This is a genomic window from Actinobaculum sp. 352 (assembly GCF_003957265.1).
GTDB lineage: Bacteria > Actinomycetota > Actinomycetes > Actinomycetales > Actinomycetaceae > Asp313.
This window is the reverse complement of sequence record NZ_RQSN01000004.1, coordinates 20,199-35,716: the sequence shown is the minus strand read 5'-3', so window position 1 is coordinate 35,716 and position 15,518 is coordinate 20,199. Positions and strand designations below refer to the sequence as shown.

16 protein-coding genes are annotated in these 15,518 nt (G+C 60.8%); 8 read left to right on the top strand and 8 right to left on the bottom strand.

Going from position 1 to position 15,518, the window contains the following annotated elements; all coding sequences use genetic code 11:
* Window positions 1–332: 332 nt before the first annotated feature.
* Window positions 333–1,256: a tyrosine recombinase XerC gene (locus tag EKN07_RS05315; RefSeq protein ID WP_108715899.1), complete on the top strand. Its 924-nt coding sequence runs from the start codon at window positions 333–335 to the stop codon at window positions 1,254–1,256.
* 84 nt (window positions 1,257–1,340) lie between these two features.
* On the opposite strand, the gene EKN07_RS12520 is transcribed toward EKN07_RS05315, so the two are convergent.
* Both EKN07_RS12520 and EKN07_RS13005 read right to left on the bottom strand, forming a co-directional pair.
* On the bottom strand, window positions 1,341–1,511 hold the full coding sequence (locus tag EKN07_RS12520) for a hypothetical protein (protein ID WP_164505496.1): 171 nt from the start codon (window positions 1,509–1,511) through the stop codon (window positions 1,341–1,343).
* Window positions 1,512–1,661: 150 nt separating this feature from the next.
* The gene (locus tag EKN07_RS13005) at window positions 1,662–2,270 is read right to left on the bottom strand and encodes a M23 family metallopeptidase (protein WP_108715898.1); all 609 of its coding nucleotides are present in this window, start codon (window positions 2,268–2,270) and stop codon (window positions 1,662–1,664) included.
* 370 nt (window positions 2,271–2,640) lie between these two features.
* Between EKN07_RS13005 and rpsB the strand changes: the two genes are divergently transcribed.
* Together rpsB and tsf are read left to right on the top strand one after the other, a co-directional pair.
* Window positions 2,641–3,600 carry a 30S ribosomal protein S2 gene (gene rpsB / locus EKN07_RS05305; protein WP_108715897.1) on the top strand — a complete coding sequence of 320 codons (960 nt, stop codon included), beginning with the start codon at window positions 2,641–2,643 and terminating at the stop codon, window positions 3,598–3,600.
* A 47-nt stretch (window positions 3,601–3,647) separates the two neighbouring features.
* Window positions 3,648–4,493 carry a translation elongation factor Ts gene (gene tsf / locus EKN07_RS05300; RefSeq protein WP_126145823.1) on the top strand — a complete coding sequence of 282 codons (846 nt, stop codon included), beginning with the start codon at window positions 3,648–3,650 and terminating at the stop codon, window positions 4,491–4,493.
* Window positions 4,494–5,450: 957 nt separating this feature from the next.
* Here the strand turns inward: tsf and EKN07_RS12825 are convergent.
* The 5 genes from EKN07_RS12825 to EKN07_RS05280 form a co-directional block, all read right to left on the bottom strand.
* On the bottom strand, window positions 5,451–5,597 hold the full coding sequence (locus tag EKN07_RS12825) for a hypothetical protein (RefSeq protein WP_206435680.1): 147 nt from the start codon (window positions 5,595–5,597) through the stop codon (window positions 5,451–5,453).
* Window positions 5,594–6,187, bottom strand: a complete 594-nt coding sequence (locus tag EKN07_RS05295; protein WP_126145822.1) for an MFS transporter — start codon at window positions 6,185–6,187, stop codon at window positions 5,594–5,596. Before EKN07_RS05295 ends, EKN07_RS12825 begins: the two co-directional genes overlap by 4 nt.
* A gap of 63 nt (window positions 6,188–6,250) precedes the next feature.
* Window positions 6,251–6,967, bottom strand: a complete 717-nt coding sequence (locus tag EKN07_RS05290; RefSeq protein ID WP_164505495.1) for an MFS transporter — start codon at window positions 6,965–6,967, stop codon at window positions 6,251–6,253.
* 246 nt (window positions 6,968–7,213) lie between these two features.
* Complete coding sequence (locus EKN07_RS05285; protein ID WP_126145821.1) at window positions 7,214–8,572, bottom strand: PFL family protein; 1,359 nt, start codon at window positions 8,570–8,572, stop codon at window positions 7,214–7,216.
* 13 nt (window positions 8,573–8,585) lie between these two features.
* A complete protein-coding gene (locus EKN07_RS05280; protein WP_108715894.1) occupies window positions 8,586–8,855 on the bottom strand; it encodes an ACT domain-containing protein in 270 nt (89 codons plus the stop codon).
* Window positions 8,856–8,994: 139 nt separating this feature from the next.
* Between EKN07_RS05280 and EKN07_RS05275 the strand changes: the two genes are divergently transcribed.
* Window positions 8,995–9,597, top strand: coding sequence for a DNA-3-methyladenine glycosylase I (locus tag EKN07_RS05275; protein WP_126145820.1), 603 nt, complete (start codon window positions 8,995–8,997; stop codon window positions 9,595–9,597).
* Window positions 9,598–9,802: 205 nt separating this feature from the next.
* Window positions 9,803–11,530: a hypothetical protein gene (locus tag EKN07_RS05270; protein WP_108715893.1), complete on the top strand. Its 1,728-nt coding sequence runs from the start codon at window positions 9,803–9,805 to the stop codon at window positions 11,528–11,530.
* A 114-nt stretch (window positions 11,531–11,644) separates the two neighbouring features.
* Here the strand turns inward: EKN07_RS05270 and EKN07_RS05265 are convergent, their stop codons facing one another.
* Entirely contained in the window at window positions 11,645–12,658 is a 1,014-nt protein-coding gene (locus EKN07_RS05265; RefSeq protein WP_108715892.1) for a hypothetical protein, read from the bottom strand.
* 615 nt (window positions 12,659–13,273) lie between these two features.
* Between EKN07_RS05265 and pyrH the strand changes: the two genes are divergently transcribed.
* The 3 genes from pyrH to EKN07_RS05250 are packed head-to-tail and all read left to right on the top strand — an operon-like array spanning window position 13,274 to window position 15,479.
* Window positions 13,274–14,020: a UMP kinase gene (pyrH, locus tag EKN07_RS05260; protein WP_126145908.1), complete on the top strand. Its 747-nt coding sequence runs from the start codon at window positions 13,274–13,276 to the stop codon at window positions 14,018–14,020.
* 1 nt (window position 14,021) lies between these two features.
* Window positions 14,022–14,579 carry a ribosome recycling factor gene (gene frr, locus EKN07_RS05255; protein ID WP_108715891.1) on the top strand — a complete coding sequence of 186 codons (558 nt, stop codon included), beginning with the start codon at window positions 14,022–14,024 and terminating at the stop codon, window positions 14,577–14,579.
* Window positions 14,580–14,594: 15 nt separating this feature from the next.
* Window positions 14,595–15,479 carry a phosphatidate cytidylyltransferase gene (locus tag EKN07_RS05250; RefSeq protein ID WP_108715890.1) on the top strand — a complete coding sequence of 295 codons (885 nt, stop codon included), beginning with the start codon at window positions 14,595–14,597 and terminating at the stop codon, window positions 15,477–15,479.
* Window positions 15,480–15,518 lie beyond the last annotated feature (39 nt).

The window sequence follows — 15,518 nt, the reverse complement described above, 5'->3', positions numbered from 1 at the left end:
AACCACGCCGGTGGTGAGGCGGTGGAAGAAGTCTGATTCCAGCGCAATCTGTAGGGGCGTCGGCTGTGCTGCGGCAGGGCGGGTTTGATGGTGTTGCGGTGGTGTGGCTTGATGCTGCTACGGTGCGGTGGATTTAATGGTGTGCCCGCGTGGGGAGTTTGACCCCGGTATGGCGGGTTTGATGGTGTTGCGGTGATGTGGCTTGATGCTGCTACGGTGCGGTGGATTTGATAATGCGCCGGTGTGAGGAGTATGCCCCCGGTACCGCGGTTTGACGATGCCCCGGTGTGGCGAGCGTGAAGGCGTGAACCAGCCTGGCTTAGGCTGGAGGCATGGCGACAGGGATTCTGATCGACGGCGTGCTTGACGAGTATGCCGGCGAACTGCGCCTGCGTCGCGGACTCTCGGAACATACGATTGCCGCCTATGTGTACGAGGCGCGGTCTCTTCTGGAGTTCGTGGCCGACCTGGCGGGAGTCGATCCCGCCGATCCCCTCGACCTTTCGCAGTTGGAGTTGGCTGACGTCAGGGCATGGCTTGCCCAGTTGCAGGCCTCCGGCCAGGCGCGCTCATCCTTGGCACGGCACTCGGCCTCAATCCGTACTTTCAGCTCCTGGTTGCATCGATGCGGCTATACGCGTGTAGACGCGGCAGGGCGCCTGAAGGCTCCGCGTGCCGACAGTGAATTGCCCCATGTGCTAACGCAGCAGCAAGCACGAGAACTCATGAGCTACGTGCATGATCGTTCCCTCGATGGCACACCGGAACATCTTCGCGACGCCGCCGCCCTGGAACTGCTCTACGCCTCCGGGTTGCGTATCAGCGAGTTGTGCTCGCTGGATGTCGACTCCCTGGGTGCGGATTCGACGGTACGAGTGGTCGGAAAGGGAAACAAGGAACGCGTTGTGCCCTACGGTGTTCCCGCCATGCGGGCGATCAGCTCTTATCTTGAGGTGAGGGCGAGTTTCTTGAAAGAACCGACGAAGGCACTGTTCCTGGGCGTGCATGGCAAACGCCTTGACCCGCGTACGCTGCGGCACATTGTTCATCGCCTGGCCGCGGAGGCAGGAGTGCCGGACATCTCGCCACACGACTTGCGGCACTCAGCTGCGACCCACCTGCTGGAAGGCGGTTCCGACCTGCGTACCGTGCAGGAAATCCTCGGGCACGCCTCGCTTTCCACCACTCAGCGTTACACCCATGTCAGTGCGGAGCGTCTGCGTTCCGCTTTCACCCAGGCCCACCCGCGCGCTTAATCCTCGCCGGCTATTACTCTCCAGCTGTGGAGGCTTTCTTGACTTTGCCGCTCCAGCGGAGATCGCCATACCGAGACCGACGTTTTAGGAATCGCGAGGATGGTAACCGGGCTGTGGAAGGCCGCCTTGCCCGGCGTCGTCGGCCTCGACGGCAAGGCCGCGTGACTCATTCAAGAACTCGTCGGACGAAACCACCAAAGCCTTCCCGCCGGTCGGGACTGTGCTGGCCGACGCGTCACTTGCCGTGTGAGTCATGAAAAGCCATCTCGCAGGTCGGGACTGTGCAGGCGGCACATGGTCAAGGTAACAACTCCGCACATCTTTCCCCCGCAGGTTGGGACTGTACCCATTGGAAGGTTGCGATAACGCCGGGAGGCCCGGCAAGCACCCGGCAAGCACGGGACGTTATCGCCACAGCCTGATCACCTTTTTGTGCAGCAGTGATAGTGGATCGATATAGCGATCGTCCGAGTACTTCGCTCCCCAATGCAGGCAGGCAAAAGGCCCGCAATGTGTACCCTCCACCGTTCCTATGGGATCGCCGCACTCCACGTGATCGCCACGTTTCACCGTGGGCGCCACCGGCTCGTAGGTCGTGCGTAAACCCCCGGAATGCTCGATCGAAATGACATTGCGATCATTGAGCCTTCCCGCATACACAACGCTCCCGGCTCCCGCGGCGTAAACCGTGTCTCCCTCATTCAATGCCAGGTCAACGCCGCGATGCCCGGAGAGCCAGCGCTGTGCGGGAGGGCTGAATGCGCGGAGCACCGGTACCTCGTGACCGGATGGCCAGTCATATGCGGTCTCCGCTCGCTCGGTGGTTGGCAGCTCGCCGGAGGTGATGGTACTGGGAGAGGATGTGGCCCTCGCCGCTGGGAAGGCTACGGTGTATACCGCAGCATCATGGGTCGCTGCGGTATGCTCACGGGTTCCGGCCGCAGCAGGCAGTACGGCTGCGGCGAAGAGCGACAAAAGGCTCACGATACTAAGTGCTGACAGTCTGCTTCTCATAGGGAGAGTCTTCATGGGCGGAGCAATAGAGGAAACCCCGGGCTTCCGCCTGTGGAAGGGAACGACATAGACGCGGCTGTGGAGAGCTGTATCGCCGCAGGCCGTTGCTATCCCTGGCATCCTGTTGCCAAGCCCACCGCTCACCGAGGCTCCCACAGTGGCTTAAGACGGCGCTTTTCCGCTAAACTCATGAGGCGGCCAGTTTTGAACTGGTCGACTTCGCGTGTTCAAAACCGTGGCATGGCTGCGGCGCGATAGCCAAGGTCCCCGGCAACGGGGCGGCGTCGTCGTGAACACTAGGGTGCTCGGCAATCCCGCCGTGCACAGCAACCCATAGCACGCTTCGGCGTGCGCTTGAGAAAGGACGACCATGGCAGTCGTTACCATGCGCCAGCTGCTTGAAGCCGGCGTCCACTTCGGGCATCAGACCCGCCGCTGGAACCCGAAGATGAAGCGTTACATCCTCACCGAGCGCAACTCGATTTACATCATTGACTTGCAGCGCACGATCACCGATATTGATCGCAGCTACGACTTCGTGAAGGAGACGGTCGCCCACGGTGGCACCATCCTCTTCGTCGGCACGAAGAAGCAGGCGCAGGAAGCCATTCGTGAGCAGGCAGAGCGCGTTGGTATGCCGTATGTGAACCAGCGCTGGCTTGGCGGAATGCTTACCAACTTCTCTACCGTTCACAAGCGCCTGCAGCGCCTGAAGGAACTGGAGCAGATCGACTTCGACGACGTCGCTTCGGCTGGCCGCACGAAGAAGGAACTGCTGATGATGCGGCGCGAGAAGGAGAAGCTGGAGCGCACCCTGGGCGGAATCCGCGATATGTCCAAGGTGCCCTCCGCAGTGTGGATTGTGGACACGAAGAAGGAACACCTGGCTGTGTCCGAGGCGAATAAGCTCGGCCTGCCCATCGTGGCAATCCTCGATACCAACTGTGACCCCGACGAGGTCACCTACCCGATTCCGGGCAATGACGACGCCATCGGTGCCGTTTCGCTGCTGACCCGCGTGGTTGCCGACGCCGTCGCCGATGGCCTGATGGCTCGCGGCAGTGGTGTTGGATCAGACAGCGCCGAAGAGCCCATGCCCGAATGGGAGCGCGAGATGCTGGCAGCCAGCGAGGCTGCGCCGAGCGATGCAGCGGAGGCTCCCGAGGCCGCCGCAGCGCCTGAGGCCCCCGAGACTGCCGCGGCTCCGGAAGCCGCTGAGTCCGCAAGCGAAGCCTCCGAGGAAGCCGCTGCAGAGGCCGCCCCTGCGGAAGAGGCCGCCGAGGCTCCCGCAACATCCGCGGCCGCTGACGCACCTGCCGAGCAGGCCTGATTCGCGGCAAGATCCCGATCGCAGTCAAAATAAAGGAGCATTAACCCATGGCAAATTTCACGGCTGCCGATATTAAGGCACTGCGTGATAAGACCGGTGCCGGCATGCTGGACGTGAAGAACGCCCTCACCGAGGCGGACGGCGACGCCGCTAAGGCGGAGGAGATCATCCGCGTCAAGGGCCTGAAGTCGGTGTCGAAGCGTGAAGGCCGCACCGCCTCTAACGGTCTGGTTGCATCCGCCGTTCGCGATACCGATTCCGGCCAGCGCGGTGTGCTGGTTGAGGTCAACGCCGAGACCGATTTCGTGGCGAAGAACGAGAAGTTCATCGCCATGGCCGAGGAGATCCTCGAAGCCGCCGTCGTTTCGGAGGCCACCGATGTGGAGACGCTGCTGGCCGCCTCCCTCGGTGAGGGCACGGTTAAGGACCGTATTGAGGGCATGATCGCCATCATCGGCGAGAAGCTTGAGGTATCGCATATCAGCGTGCTGGAGGGCGAGCATGTGGAGGCGTACATGCACCGCACGAACCCCGATCTGCCTCCGCAGGTTGGCGTGCTGGTTGCAACCGACGCCGCTGGCGCCCCCATCGCCCACGACATCGCCGTGCACGTGGCTGCGCTGAGCCCCAGCTACCTGGATCGCGAATCCGTCCCGGCTGAGGTCGTGGAAAGCGAGAAGCGCATCGCAACCGAGACAACCATCGCCGAGGGTAAGCCGGAGAAGGCCGTGCCGAAGATCGTCGAGGGCCGTATGAATGGCTTCTATAAGTCGGCGGTGCTGCTGGAGCAGGGCTACGCCCGCGATCCGAAGACCCCGGTCAGCGAGGTTGTCAAGCAGTCTGGCGGCAAGGTCACCGGTTTCGTCCGTATCCGCGTGGGCGCCTCTGAGTGAGGTACCGCCGAGCGCTCGCGCTCCGCAAGGACTCGTGCAGCGATTGCTGGCACACGATGCACCTCGCGGGATAACGAGCGCGTGGAATGCGCAAAGAGCTGAATAATGCGGTGCGAACCGCCTTCGGGCATGACGCGCTGGAAAGGTCCCGTACCGCAAGGTGCGGGGCCTTTTGCGTTGTGCGTGGAACAGGTTACACCGGTAACTCGCAACAGATTCGGCGCTTGGGCCCTTCGAGTTGTGCGCGGGCAAGTTGTACCGGCAACTTCGAGACAGATTCGGCGCTCGGGCCCTTCGAGTTGTGCGCCGGAAAGAGATGCGGACAACGTCAAATCGCCAGCGCTCGGGCCCCTCACGTTGTGCGCGGGCAAGTTGTACCGGCAACTTCACACCACCAGTACGCAGGTTATTCGTGTTCCGCGCGGAGCAAATGGCGCTGCCACCCAAGAACAGGACCAGTGCTGCTTTGGGGAAGTTGCAGTTGCCAGTTTGGGCGTCCGAGCTAGGCGTTCGGGAGTCGTTTCGAAGTGAAGTCGCTCGGGCGATGTCCAAATCCCGTCCAAACGAACGAAAACTTGATTGGTTCCACTTAAGAAGTGGCGGAATCTCGCGGATTTCGCGGCTCCCCTCAACTGGGCGGGTTTCGTTTGGACGGGATTTGGACAAGTTCCCATCACTCGCTCCAGCACGCAGAGGCCGTGACTGCGGACAGGACCGCACAGGACACCGCTAACACGGGCAGGGCATGGCGGAATTCTGACATCGCAGGAGGGATAAGGTGCCCGGTTACGGCTTTCAGCGCGATACCGTTATCACGGGCCAAAGCTTAGGCCGCTTACGGGAAACTGCACAGGTCCAACGCGAGCTAATGGCGCAGGGCGCAGGCTTTTCCTACCAACACGCTTCACCCTTAATCTCAGATCGCGTAGTTTGCGGTGAATAGTCGGCCTCAGAGCGCTACCCGATGCGGGCCTCGGGTAGCGTCGATATGCCGGCATTTACGGCTTCCAACAGGCCAGCTTCCACAACGGAGTTCGCGTCTGAATCTGCAGGTAGGCTGGCTAGGAATGCCTGCATGCGAGAACGTGAGGAAACTGCACTCATGCGCTATTGTCGTCGCTGACGGGAGAATCGGCATGCCACTGCGACGGCTTACCCAGCGTCCGTAAGCTGCGGCTAGCCAATAGGGCCAACACTGCCAGTCCTGCAATGAGAGCGCCCAGACCGAAAGAGGGCGTGGCGTATCCCTGTTGGACAAGCACACCGGTGATAGCGGGAACAGACGCCGTCAACAGTAGCTCGCTCATCGCGAGTACTGAGTTAACGCGGCCTTGCAGTGCTCCCGGCGTGGTGGAGAAGGCATAACCCTGCATCACGGATGCGACGAAGGGAAACACTAGACCATACAACGCGAGCCAGACGAGTAATGCGACGTACGTGTGGTTAACCGCTGAGGCGGCGGAAATCCCAAACATTACGAGAAATGTGGCCACTAGTACTCGGCCCGCGCGTAAGCGCTGTATAAAACGACTTGCCAGAGCGGAGCCGATAATCATGAGGACCGCATATAGGGCCTCCAAAAGGGACAGCTGGAAGGCCGAGTACCCGGAACGAATGAGGTGGTAGCTCGCCGAGTTCAAGGTAAAAGCGAAGCCGGTGTTGACAAGCATGAGAATCAGCAGGCTCGCTCGCATTGCCGGTTCATTCCAGATGAAGCGGAAACCGTCCGCGATGTCGGTGAAGACTCTGCGAACCTGTCAGCCGCTCTCTGGCCGAACGGCGCTCGCTGTGTGGTCATCGCCTTGCGGAGACCGCTTGGAAGGCTGGTCAGGGTCTTGGCTCTGATTATGCTCGCTCGGCTGCGGGGGTCGCAGATCTACGCGAATCAGTCTTGCTAGCAGGGCGAGAAGAGCAAGCAGGACTGATGCAACAAAGAATGGTAGCGCATGAACAATGCCGTACAGGAAACCGCCCAGTGGACCGCCGCCTATCCTGACCACAGCATTCCGGGCCTGGTTGATAGAGACTGCACGGGTAAAGGCGACGTCGTCAGTGACGATTGAACGTAACGCCGCATTGTCCGCCATCCCGAACAGGCCGTCCAACACACGGATGGCCACCACGATCACAAAGACATGCCAGAGTCTCAGCATCCCGGATACAAGCAGCAGTGCGAGAGCGAGCCATAGAACCGCACCAGATAGGCCGCGTGCGTACATTCCTCGTCGCCGGTCAATCCGGTCTACAACGACGCCGCCGAACAGTGTGACGGCCAGGTATGCGACCATTCCGACGGTCTCGACCAAACCCGCGCTGCCAGTGGAGCCGGTGAGGGAGACGATCACATACGGCAGCGCTATGTTGCAGAGTGAGCGCCCGAGCATATCTGAGGTTGATGCGCCTAGCCACAATGCATAGTCGGACTTGAGACGTGGTGCGGCGCTGTGATCGTTGTCTGCGTCTGCCTCGGACATTATCGCGTGCATTCCCTTCTAGACATCTGGCCATCATCGCTGGTGGCATAAGAAGTCTCAATCATTATGCGCGACGCCGGTGTCCGAAGACCAAGGGTTGAGATAGAACCCAAAGTGTCTCAACTTGTACCGTATCTGCTGGTGGACGACCAGGAGATGGCGGAGTTGAGCCAGTCGAGCGGCGGCGCGCATAGGGGCACGATAAACTATGGCATTCGGCGCAGATATGCGACTCAAGAACCTCTGCTAGTTCTTAAACCCGTGCACGGGGGCCGGGATGATTCCGCCGCGCGCCATAAAAGCCTCGGAGGAGTAGGGGCTGACCGCCATCACTGGTGCCTTGCCCAGCAGCCCGCCGAACTCGACGACGTCGCCCTCAACCGTTCCCGGTGCGGGGATGATTCGCACCGCGGTGGTCTTGTGGTTCATCACGCCGATGGCTGCCTCGTCGGCAATCATGCCCGCGATGGACGTCGCCGGAGTGTCACCCGGAATAGCGACCATGTCTAGCCCCACCGAGCAGATGGCCGTCATGGCTTCCAGCTTCTCCAGCGAGATTGCCCCCAGCGCTGCGGCTTCGATCATGCCTTCATCTTCTGAAACCGGGATGAAGGAGCCGGAGAGGCCGCCGACGCGCGAGCAGGCCATGAGGCCGCCCTTCTTCACGGCGTCGTTGAGCAGAGCGAGCGCGGCTGTGGTGCCGTGTGCCCCTACACGTTCCAGGCCCATTGCTTCCAACGCGCGCGCTACCGAATCGCCGACCTCCGCAGTGGGCGCAAGCGAAAGGTCCACGATCCCAAAGCGTACGCCCAGCCGTTCGGCGGCCATCGTGCCGACCAATTCACCCATACGGGTCACCTTGAAGGCGGCCTTTTTCACCGTTTCGGCCAGGGCGTCGAAAGGTAGCCCGGCGGCTTCATCGATGGCACGCTTGATCACGCCCGGCCCAGACACGCCGACCGACACGACGCAGTCGGGCATCTCAATGCCGTGGAAAGCCCCGGCCATGAACGGATTATCGCCAACCGAGTTGGCGAAGACTACCAACTTGGCGGCCCCCAGGCCGTTCGGCGTGGCCTGCGCGCTTTCTTTGATGGCCGCGCCCATCCGAGCGACCGCGTCCATGTTGATGCCGGCGCGGGAGGAGCCGATATTCACCGAGGCGCAGACGATATCCGTGGTGGAAAGGGCCTGCGGAATGGACTCCATCAATGCCTCGTCGCCGGTGGTGCTGCCCTTTTCCACCAGCGCTGAAAAACCGCCGATGAAATCGACACCGGCGGTTTTGGCCGCGTCGTCGAGCATTGCGGCCCAGGGCGTGAGATCACGTTCGCGCGAGGCGGCGGCCACCAGTGCGATGGGGGTGACGGAGATGCGCTTGTTAATAATAGGGATGCCGAGTTCGGCCTCGATTTCCTCGCAGGTTGATACCAGGTAGGCGGCGCGGGTGACGATACGTTCCCGGCAGCGTTCGCGGGCGCGCTCGCCGTCGGCGTCGGCACAGTCGAGCAGAGAGATGCCCATGGTGACGGTTCGGATATCGAGGCGATCCTCGCGGATCATGTGGATGGTTTCGAGAATGTTCTCTGCGGTGTCCATTGCCATGGTGTCTCCGTGCTCAGAGCCGATGCATGGCGTTGAAGATGGCTTCGGACTGGATGCGGATTTCCAGCCCCTGCGCCTCACCAACCTGAGCCATGAGTTCCTGTAGCTGCGCCAGCGGGGTCTGCGTTTCGTCGAAGTCGACCTGCAGGATCATGGTGAAGTAGTCGCCCATGAGCGTCTGCGACACATTGGTGATGTTGGCATTCTGCTCCGCCAACGCCGTGGAGACGGCGGCAATAATCCCTGTGTGGTCCAACCCGGTAACAGTCATGATCCCTCGCATGGGTCTATCTTGACACGTTCGGCGGCTTTCCCGGGAACAGGGCCACGCAGAGGGATGCGTAGGTGGTGTGTGGGCGGGAACGGATAAGCCGCATGGTACGTTAGCGGGACAGGGCCAAATGAACGAAGCGGGAGTTCTGATGAGCGATGTAAGTGACCTAGTCATCGGTGAGGATGGCCTGGCCCGCCCGGTGTGGGCTGCGTCGGACCCGTTGCTGCGCGAGTATTACGACACCGAGTGGGGAATGCCGGTGCGCAGCGAGCGCGGGCTTTTTGAACGTCTCAGCTTGGAGGCCTTCCAGTCCGGGCTGTCCTGGGTGACGATTCTGCGCAAACGCGAGGATTTCCGCCGCGCCTTCGCGAATTTTGAACCGGACGTAGTTGCCGGGTTTACCGACGACGACGTCGCCCGGCTGCTGGCAGACCCGTCAATCGTTCGTAATCGCCGCAAAATCGAAGCGACGATCAACAATGCACAGGCGACGATTCGGCTCCGCGAAGAGGGCGGACTGGTTGAGTTCCTGTGGTCCTTCAAGCCGGAGGCGACGCCGCGGCCGTGCACCATGGCCGAGGTGCCGACCACGTCCCCGGAATCGGTTGCCATGGCACGCGCATTGAAACGTGCCGGCTTCTCATTCGTTGGCCCGACGACGGCGTTCGCGCTCATGGAAGCGGCGGGAATTGTGGACACCCATCTGGTCGGCTCCCACCGGCGCGGAAGCTCCGGGGTGTGGGTGGAGTAAGCAGGTACCACGGGGCTGCATAAGACGCGGAAAGGATCTGGCGTCGTAGACTGCGCAGTAGGCGGTTGCCGTGGCACATGGTGCAGATCTGTTAAAGTGACTTGGCTTTTAAGATGTCCTCTGCCATACTGGGCCTTGATCAACACTTCCGGCACGGCGCAGCGCAGTGCCACGTCACCGTTGACAATCGAAGGGAAGAGCAGCGATGTCCTTCACGGCAGACGGCGAAGAACCTGCTGACGATACAAAGGGGCCGATTGAGGTTACAACACGGGAACTGGCGGAAGGGCTTATTAACGTATTGCGGACTCGAAAGCAAGGGAGCGGGGATGGCGCCACGACTATCGACAAAATCTACGATTCACGTGATGGAGTCCCGCCGTCATATGACTGGAAGGGAACGAAGCCTCTCGCCGAGAATAGCTTCCTGAACTCGAGTTCGTGGCGGCTGAGAGATGAGCTAATGGATAATCTTGCTACTTTGATTTTTGGTGTTGCGCTATGGTTCGGTATTCTCGCGCTCTGGAACCACTCCGGCAGGAGTGATTCTCAGGTTCTCTGCGAATTCATCAGTTGGGTAAAGTTGTGGGCGTATGTTCCAACATCCGCCTTGCTTGCATACGTAGGATCGAGTCTTACCGCCATGACGTTGATTACAGCGGTTCTACGTGTTCGGGGCAGGGAGCCATATGCGCGCATTGAGCAGTTCCGTGCCGCGATAGAGAGGCTCGTGAATCACATGCCCGTTAGGTACAAATGTGACGACGCAGGGGTGCGAACGGGAGACTGGACGATTAGCGATCCTGGCGGAGGCGAGTGGGAGACCCCTGCGAGGGAGATGCCTACGAGGCGTGACGAGGTGTTGGTTGCAAATCAAAATGTCCAATTCGTGTTCTGGATCTGGCTTATTTCGGTTGTATTTCTTTTAGTGCCGTGTTGCCTTGTGTCGTTGCAGGATAAGCGGGCAGATGGGTGGATTGCGGGCCTGTTTGCCTACGTTGTGGCTGCATCGGTGGTCTCACTTTTCAATTTCATCGATGGGCGTGCCATGCTCAATCGAGCTGCCTACTTCAGTGGAACTGTCTTCGCAGAGTGGTCGCTGGTGAAAGTGGCGTTAGACACATGCCCGATCCGGCAGTCCCCGAATGCCAAAGAGATCGCGTCAGCCCGCACCAGTTCCGATCAGAAGCGAGGGTGCGCTTGCTGCATTTTGTTGGCGGTGATCGTCGTATTGTTGGCGGTGATCGTCGCACGCATACTGGGCGGAATTACCCCTCTGAATGGTGGAAATGCAAGCGGTGGGTCAGGTTGGTTATGGTTCTGGTTCGGTTGTTCTGCGATTGCGGTTACAGGGCTCTGGCGCTGGACATGCGCCAAATGGCTGTGCATGCGTGTGAATAGAGACCTGAGGTCCATCGCCAGTCCAGAAACGTTTGAAGAGCGGATAATGCTCGGGTTATTCGGACTAGCAACAGCTGGAGTTTTGGCACCGGTCGTGTTATTCCGCGCGCCTAGCGGATGGCACTGGCTACAAATTCTGGTAGGGCTCGGCGCGCTGGCAGTGTCGCATTTTCTCCTGTGGCTGATCGGATGGCTAATCGGACGCCGCAAGGGAAACTCTTCTGCCACGGATTACATCTTCATGCGAATTCGTAGGGAGGAGGAGTTTAAGGTCAGGGAAATTCAACGTCGAATTGAGCAGTCTCTTGACCAACTAGCGGAGAGCTACAAAAGCACGGAAGCCAAGTCTCCGTCCACTGAGGGATCTGAGGAAGATCACTCCACCAACCGAGCCAAGAAGCAGACCGTAGATTCTGTCCGGGAATTCATTATCTGCAAAGGCGACACGCGATGCCTACAAAGACAACACGGTGCGGACGAACAAGGTCAGGGGACCGCGCCGAAGGATGCGAACGAGACTCAGCGACTGTAGAGCCGGGCACTACCACCTTGGCGACTAAAAAGCGTCCGCTACCACCGCATTGAATATAGGCCGGGGCCAGGCATTCCGCCCAGCCCCGACCTCAAAACCAGTTTGCGCTAGCGCTCACTCAGCGGTGATGCTCCAGTCGCCGTCGGCCATGATATCGAGTACCGTCGTCCCGTTCGGCAGTACGGTGCGGCCGTCGTAGCTGCCAATCTCATTGACCATCAGATTCAGCGGGAAGAACCAGTCGCCGTCGTCGTAGGCGATGACGATGAAGTTGGACTGACCCGCATGGGTCAGATGGACCGTTGTCAGCGAGTCCGTATCGCCGGTGATCCGTACAACCGTGTCACCGTGGCCGGTGTACGGCTGCGCCATATCCCAGGCGGGTGCATCGGTGTAGGGGATGACGTCAATGCTCCACGTGCCGTCGGCCTCAATGCGGATGGCCGCCGGATCGCCCTCGGCATTGAGGAGGCGCGAACCGGAGTAGCTTCCGATCTCGTTCACCAACAGGTCGATGTCCTGCCCCGACGCGTCCACCGGCCACACCGCGAAATTGGAGTAACCGCTGTGCGTGGCCTGCGCCACCCAGAGAATGCTGTTGTCCAGGCCATCTACCGTGATTACGTCGGCACCCGTCCCTTCAAAGTGCATGGACTCGTAGGACGGAGCCTCGCTTTCTGCAGGGGCCTCAGGTTCGCCCGTCGCTTCTTCCGACGGAGTCGCCTCCTGTGACTCCTCAGCAGTCGTGCGCCCGCCATCGGAGGTGCTCGCTGAAGTGGCCCGAGTGGTTGAAGAATGCGTGGCGGTTTCGCTGTCCCCTCTGCTTCCGATGACCCCGATCACGACGACGGCAGCCAGGATAATTGCCCATACCTTTCCGGAGCGGTACCAGCGGCGCTTCTTCGGCAACGCGGTTCCATCACCCGCCGGAGGAGGACCTCCATAAGGAGACGAGGCTCCGTCACCTGCCGCAGCAGCGTCGTACGCTGCGCCTGCCGTACCACCCTGTGGGGTGGCGGCAGGATAGGATCCCGACCAGGCAGAGCCGGGGCGCGGCAGCGAGCCGTCATGGCTCTGCGCCCCGTTGTTCTGGTTGAAGCTCATAATCTTTCCCTTCAATTCGGGCACGGAAGCCGGTCTTCCGTGCTGGTAGTGCCATGGTCAAAGCCGGTTCCGACAAGAAAAGGGCGCGAAACTACAGCCACAGAGCACTTTTCTGCGAATATCCGCGGAAAAGTCGGTGCCAGGGGAGAACTCCCCAATTTCCAAGCCCCCTGTTCTCGCGCGAGGACGAGCCGCTAACCGTAGATGTGTTGGCTCTTCGTGCGGCGGCATGTCCCGTTGGTGAAGACCGGCGCGTGTGACGCTGCTCGTTGGCTCTGCACGCGGATCCACTTCGCCACGCTGCACCGCGTAGCCGCGCTGACTCTCCTCGCGGCGGAGTACCCCTTCTATCGATGTGTTTGCGGAGGTTCTTGGCGTGCCGCCCCGCCACGCGCCGCCCCGCCATGTGGCGTAGTGCCTTGACGCTGCCACTGTGCCGCCACACTGCTACTCTTGGACATGGACCAGATGGCTTCCGGCTGGCGATGGTTCTCTCCGCATCGGCATTTCTTGCGGCCGCGTGCGAGATCGCCGCCCGGAATTCAACGGAGGAGTTCACAGAAAGGAATCGCAGTGGCCTCTGCACTCGGTGATGGCACCGGTTTTCGGAACGCACACAGCGCTGCAACGCCCCATTTAATCGGAGACCACAATCGCGACAGCACGCGCCGCGTCCTTCTCAAGCTGTCCGGCGAAATGTTCGGCGGGGGAGCGGTCGGCCTTGATGCCGATGTGCTCACGCGGGTTGCATCGGAGATCTCCTCCGCAGTGGCGGACGGCGTGCAGGTGGCGATCGTCGTCGGCGGTGGAAACTTCTTCCGCGGTGCCGAACTGCAACAGCGCGGAATGGACCGGGCCCGGGCGGACTACATGGGAATGCTCGGAACGGTCATGAATGCGATCGCACTACAAGACTTCGTGGAGCAGGCCGGAACCCCCTGCCGTGTACAGACCGCAATTCAGATGACGCAAATCGCCGAGCCGTACATTCCGCTGCGGGCAATCCGCCACCTGGAGAAGGGCCGCGTTGTCGTTTTCGGAGCCGGAGCAGGCATGCCGTACTTTTCCACCGACACCGTTGCCGCCCAGCGGGCCCTGGAACTGCGCTGCGACGAACTATTGGTAGGCAAGAATGGCGTGGACGGCGTGTACACCGCAGATCCGAAGACCAATCCGGACGCGGTCAAACTGGACCGGCTGACCTACCAAGATGCACTTGCACAGGGGCTGCGTGTTGTTGATGCGGCAGCATTCTCCCTGTGTCAGGACAATAACCTCGCCATGCGCGTATTCGGCATGGGAACCCCCGGCAATGTAACCTGGGCGCTACGAGGTGAGAAGATCGGTACGCTTGTCACAGCAGACAAGCACGAAACAGGAGAGTGACATGATCGACGAGATACTGCTCGAGGCCGAAGAGAAAATGGAGAAGGCCATCGAGGTAGCCCGAGATGAATTCGGGCATATCCGTTCCGGGCGTGCCAACGCCGGGATGTTCAACTCCATTCAGGTGGAGTACTACGGTGCCCCCACACCGCTGCAACAGCTGGCCTCAATCGCGATTCCCGAGGCGCGCACCGTTGTAATCTCCCCGTATGATCGCACCGCCATGACCGCCATCGAGAAGGCGATCCGCGATTCCGACCTCGGAGTCAACCCCACCGACGACGGCGCAGTCCTGCGCATTTCCATGCCGCCGCTTACCGAAGAGCGCCGCAAGGACTATGTCAAACTGGCTCGCTCCAAGGCGGAGGAGGCCCGGGTCTCGGTACGAGCGATACGTCGTAAGGCCAAGGAATCCCTCGACAAGATCAAGAAGGACGGCGAGGCCGGTGAAGATGAGGTCAAGCGGGCCGAGTCCGAACTGGAAACTCTGACCAAGCGCTTTGTTGATCAGGTCGACAAGATACTGGAGACCAAGGAAAAGGAACTCCTCGAGGTCTGACGGAAGCGACCGGGAGTGCATAAGTCATCTCGGCCGGGTGTGCTAGCGCGCCTGGCCCCGCATCCGCCCGCGCCGCCTGAGCAGTCCACGTCGAAAGCAGGACGCAATCTCAAGGCGGCAATACCCACGGCATTGGCGCTGCTCGCGCTGGTTGCCGCCTCGGTGTTGGTGCGCATTGAGATATTCGTTGCGCTAGTCGCCGTGGCCCTGTGTATCGGCCTGTGGGAGGCGGCAGGGGCCTTCCTGAATCGCGGGCTGCGCATTCCGCTTATCCCGATGTGGGTTGGAACCCTGGCCATGGTGGTCGCCACATGGCTATCCGGACTGGCCGGGGGATTCCTCACGTTCTTGCTGGCTGCGGCAACGGTATTCGTCTGGCGTGTTCTCGACGGCGCCCGTGGCACGCCCGCCGACGCCATGGCCTCAATCTTCACACTCGGATGGATCTCCCTGCTGGGGTGTTTCGCGGTCGCACTTGCCGACCTGCCGCAGCCGGGCTGGATGGTGGCATTGCTCATCCTCATGCCGGTTGCCAACGACACCGGCGGATGGGCGGCCGGCGTGCTGTGGGGTAAGCACCCGATGAGTCCCTCCATCTCCCCAAAGAAATCTTGGGAGGGCTTCGTCGGCTCACTTGCACTTGCCCTCGTGATCGCCGTACTACTGGTCACACTCGGCCTACATCGCCCCTGGTATTTGGCGGTGTTGCTTGCCGCTTTGGCCGTTGTGTGCTCCACAGTGGGCGACCTTTCGGAATCGCTTCTGAAGCGTGACTTGGGTGTGAAGGACATGGGGTCGATCTTCCCCGGGCACGGTGGCATGCTTGACCGCATCGACTCCATCTTGATGTGGGCGCCCTTCTGCTACATCGTTATGAGTTCTGGTTTGGCACTGGGATAGTCGCCAGCGGGAGAGGTGCACGATTGGCAATCGGCGGCA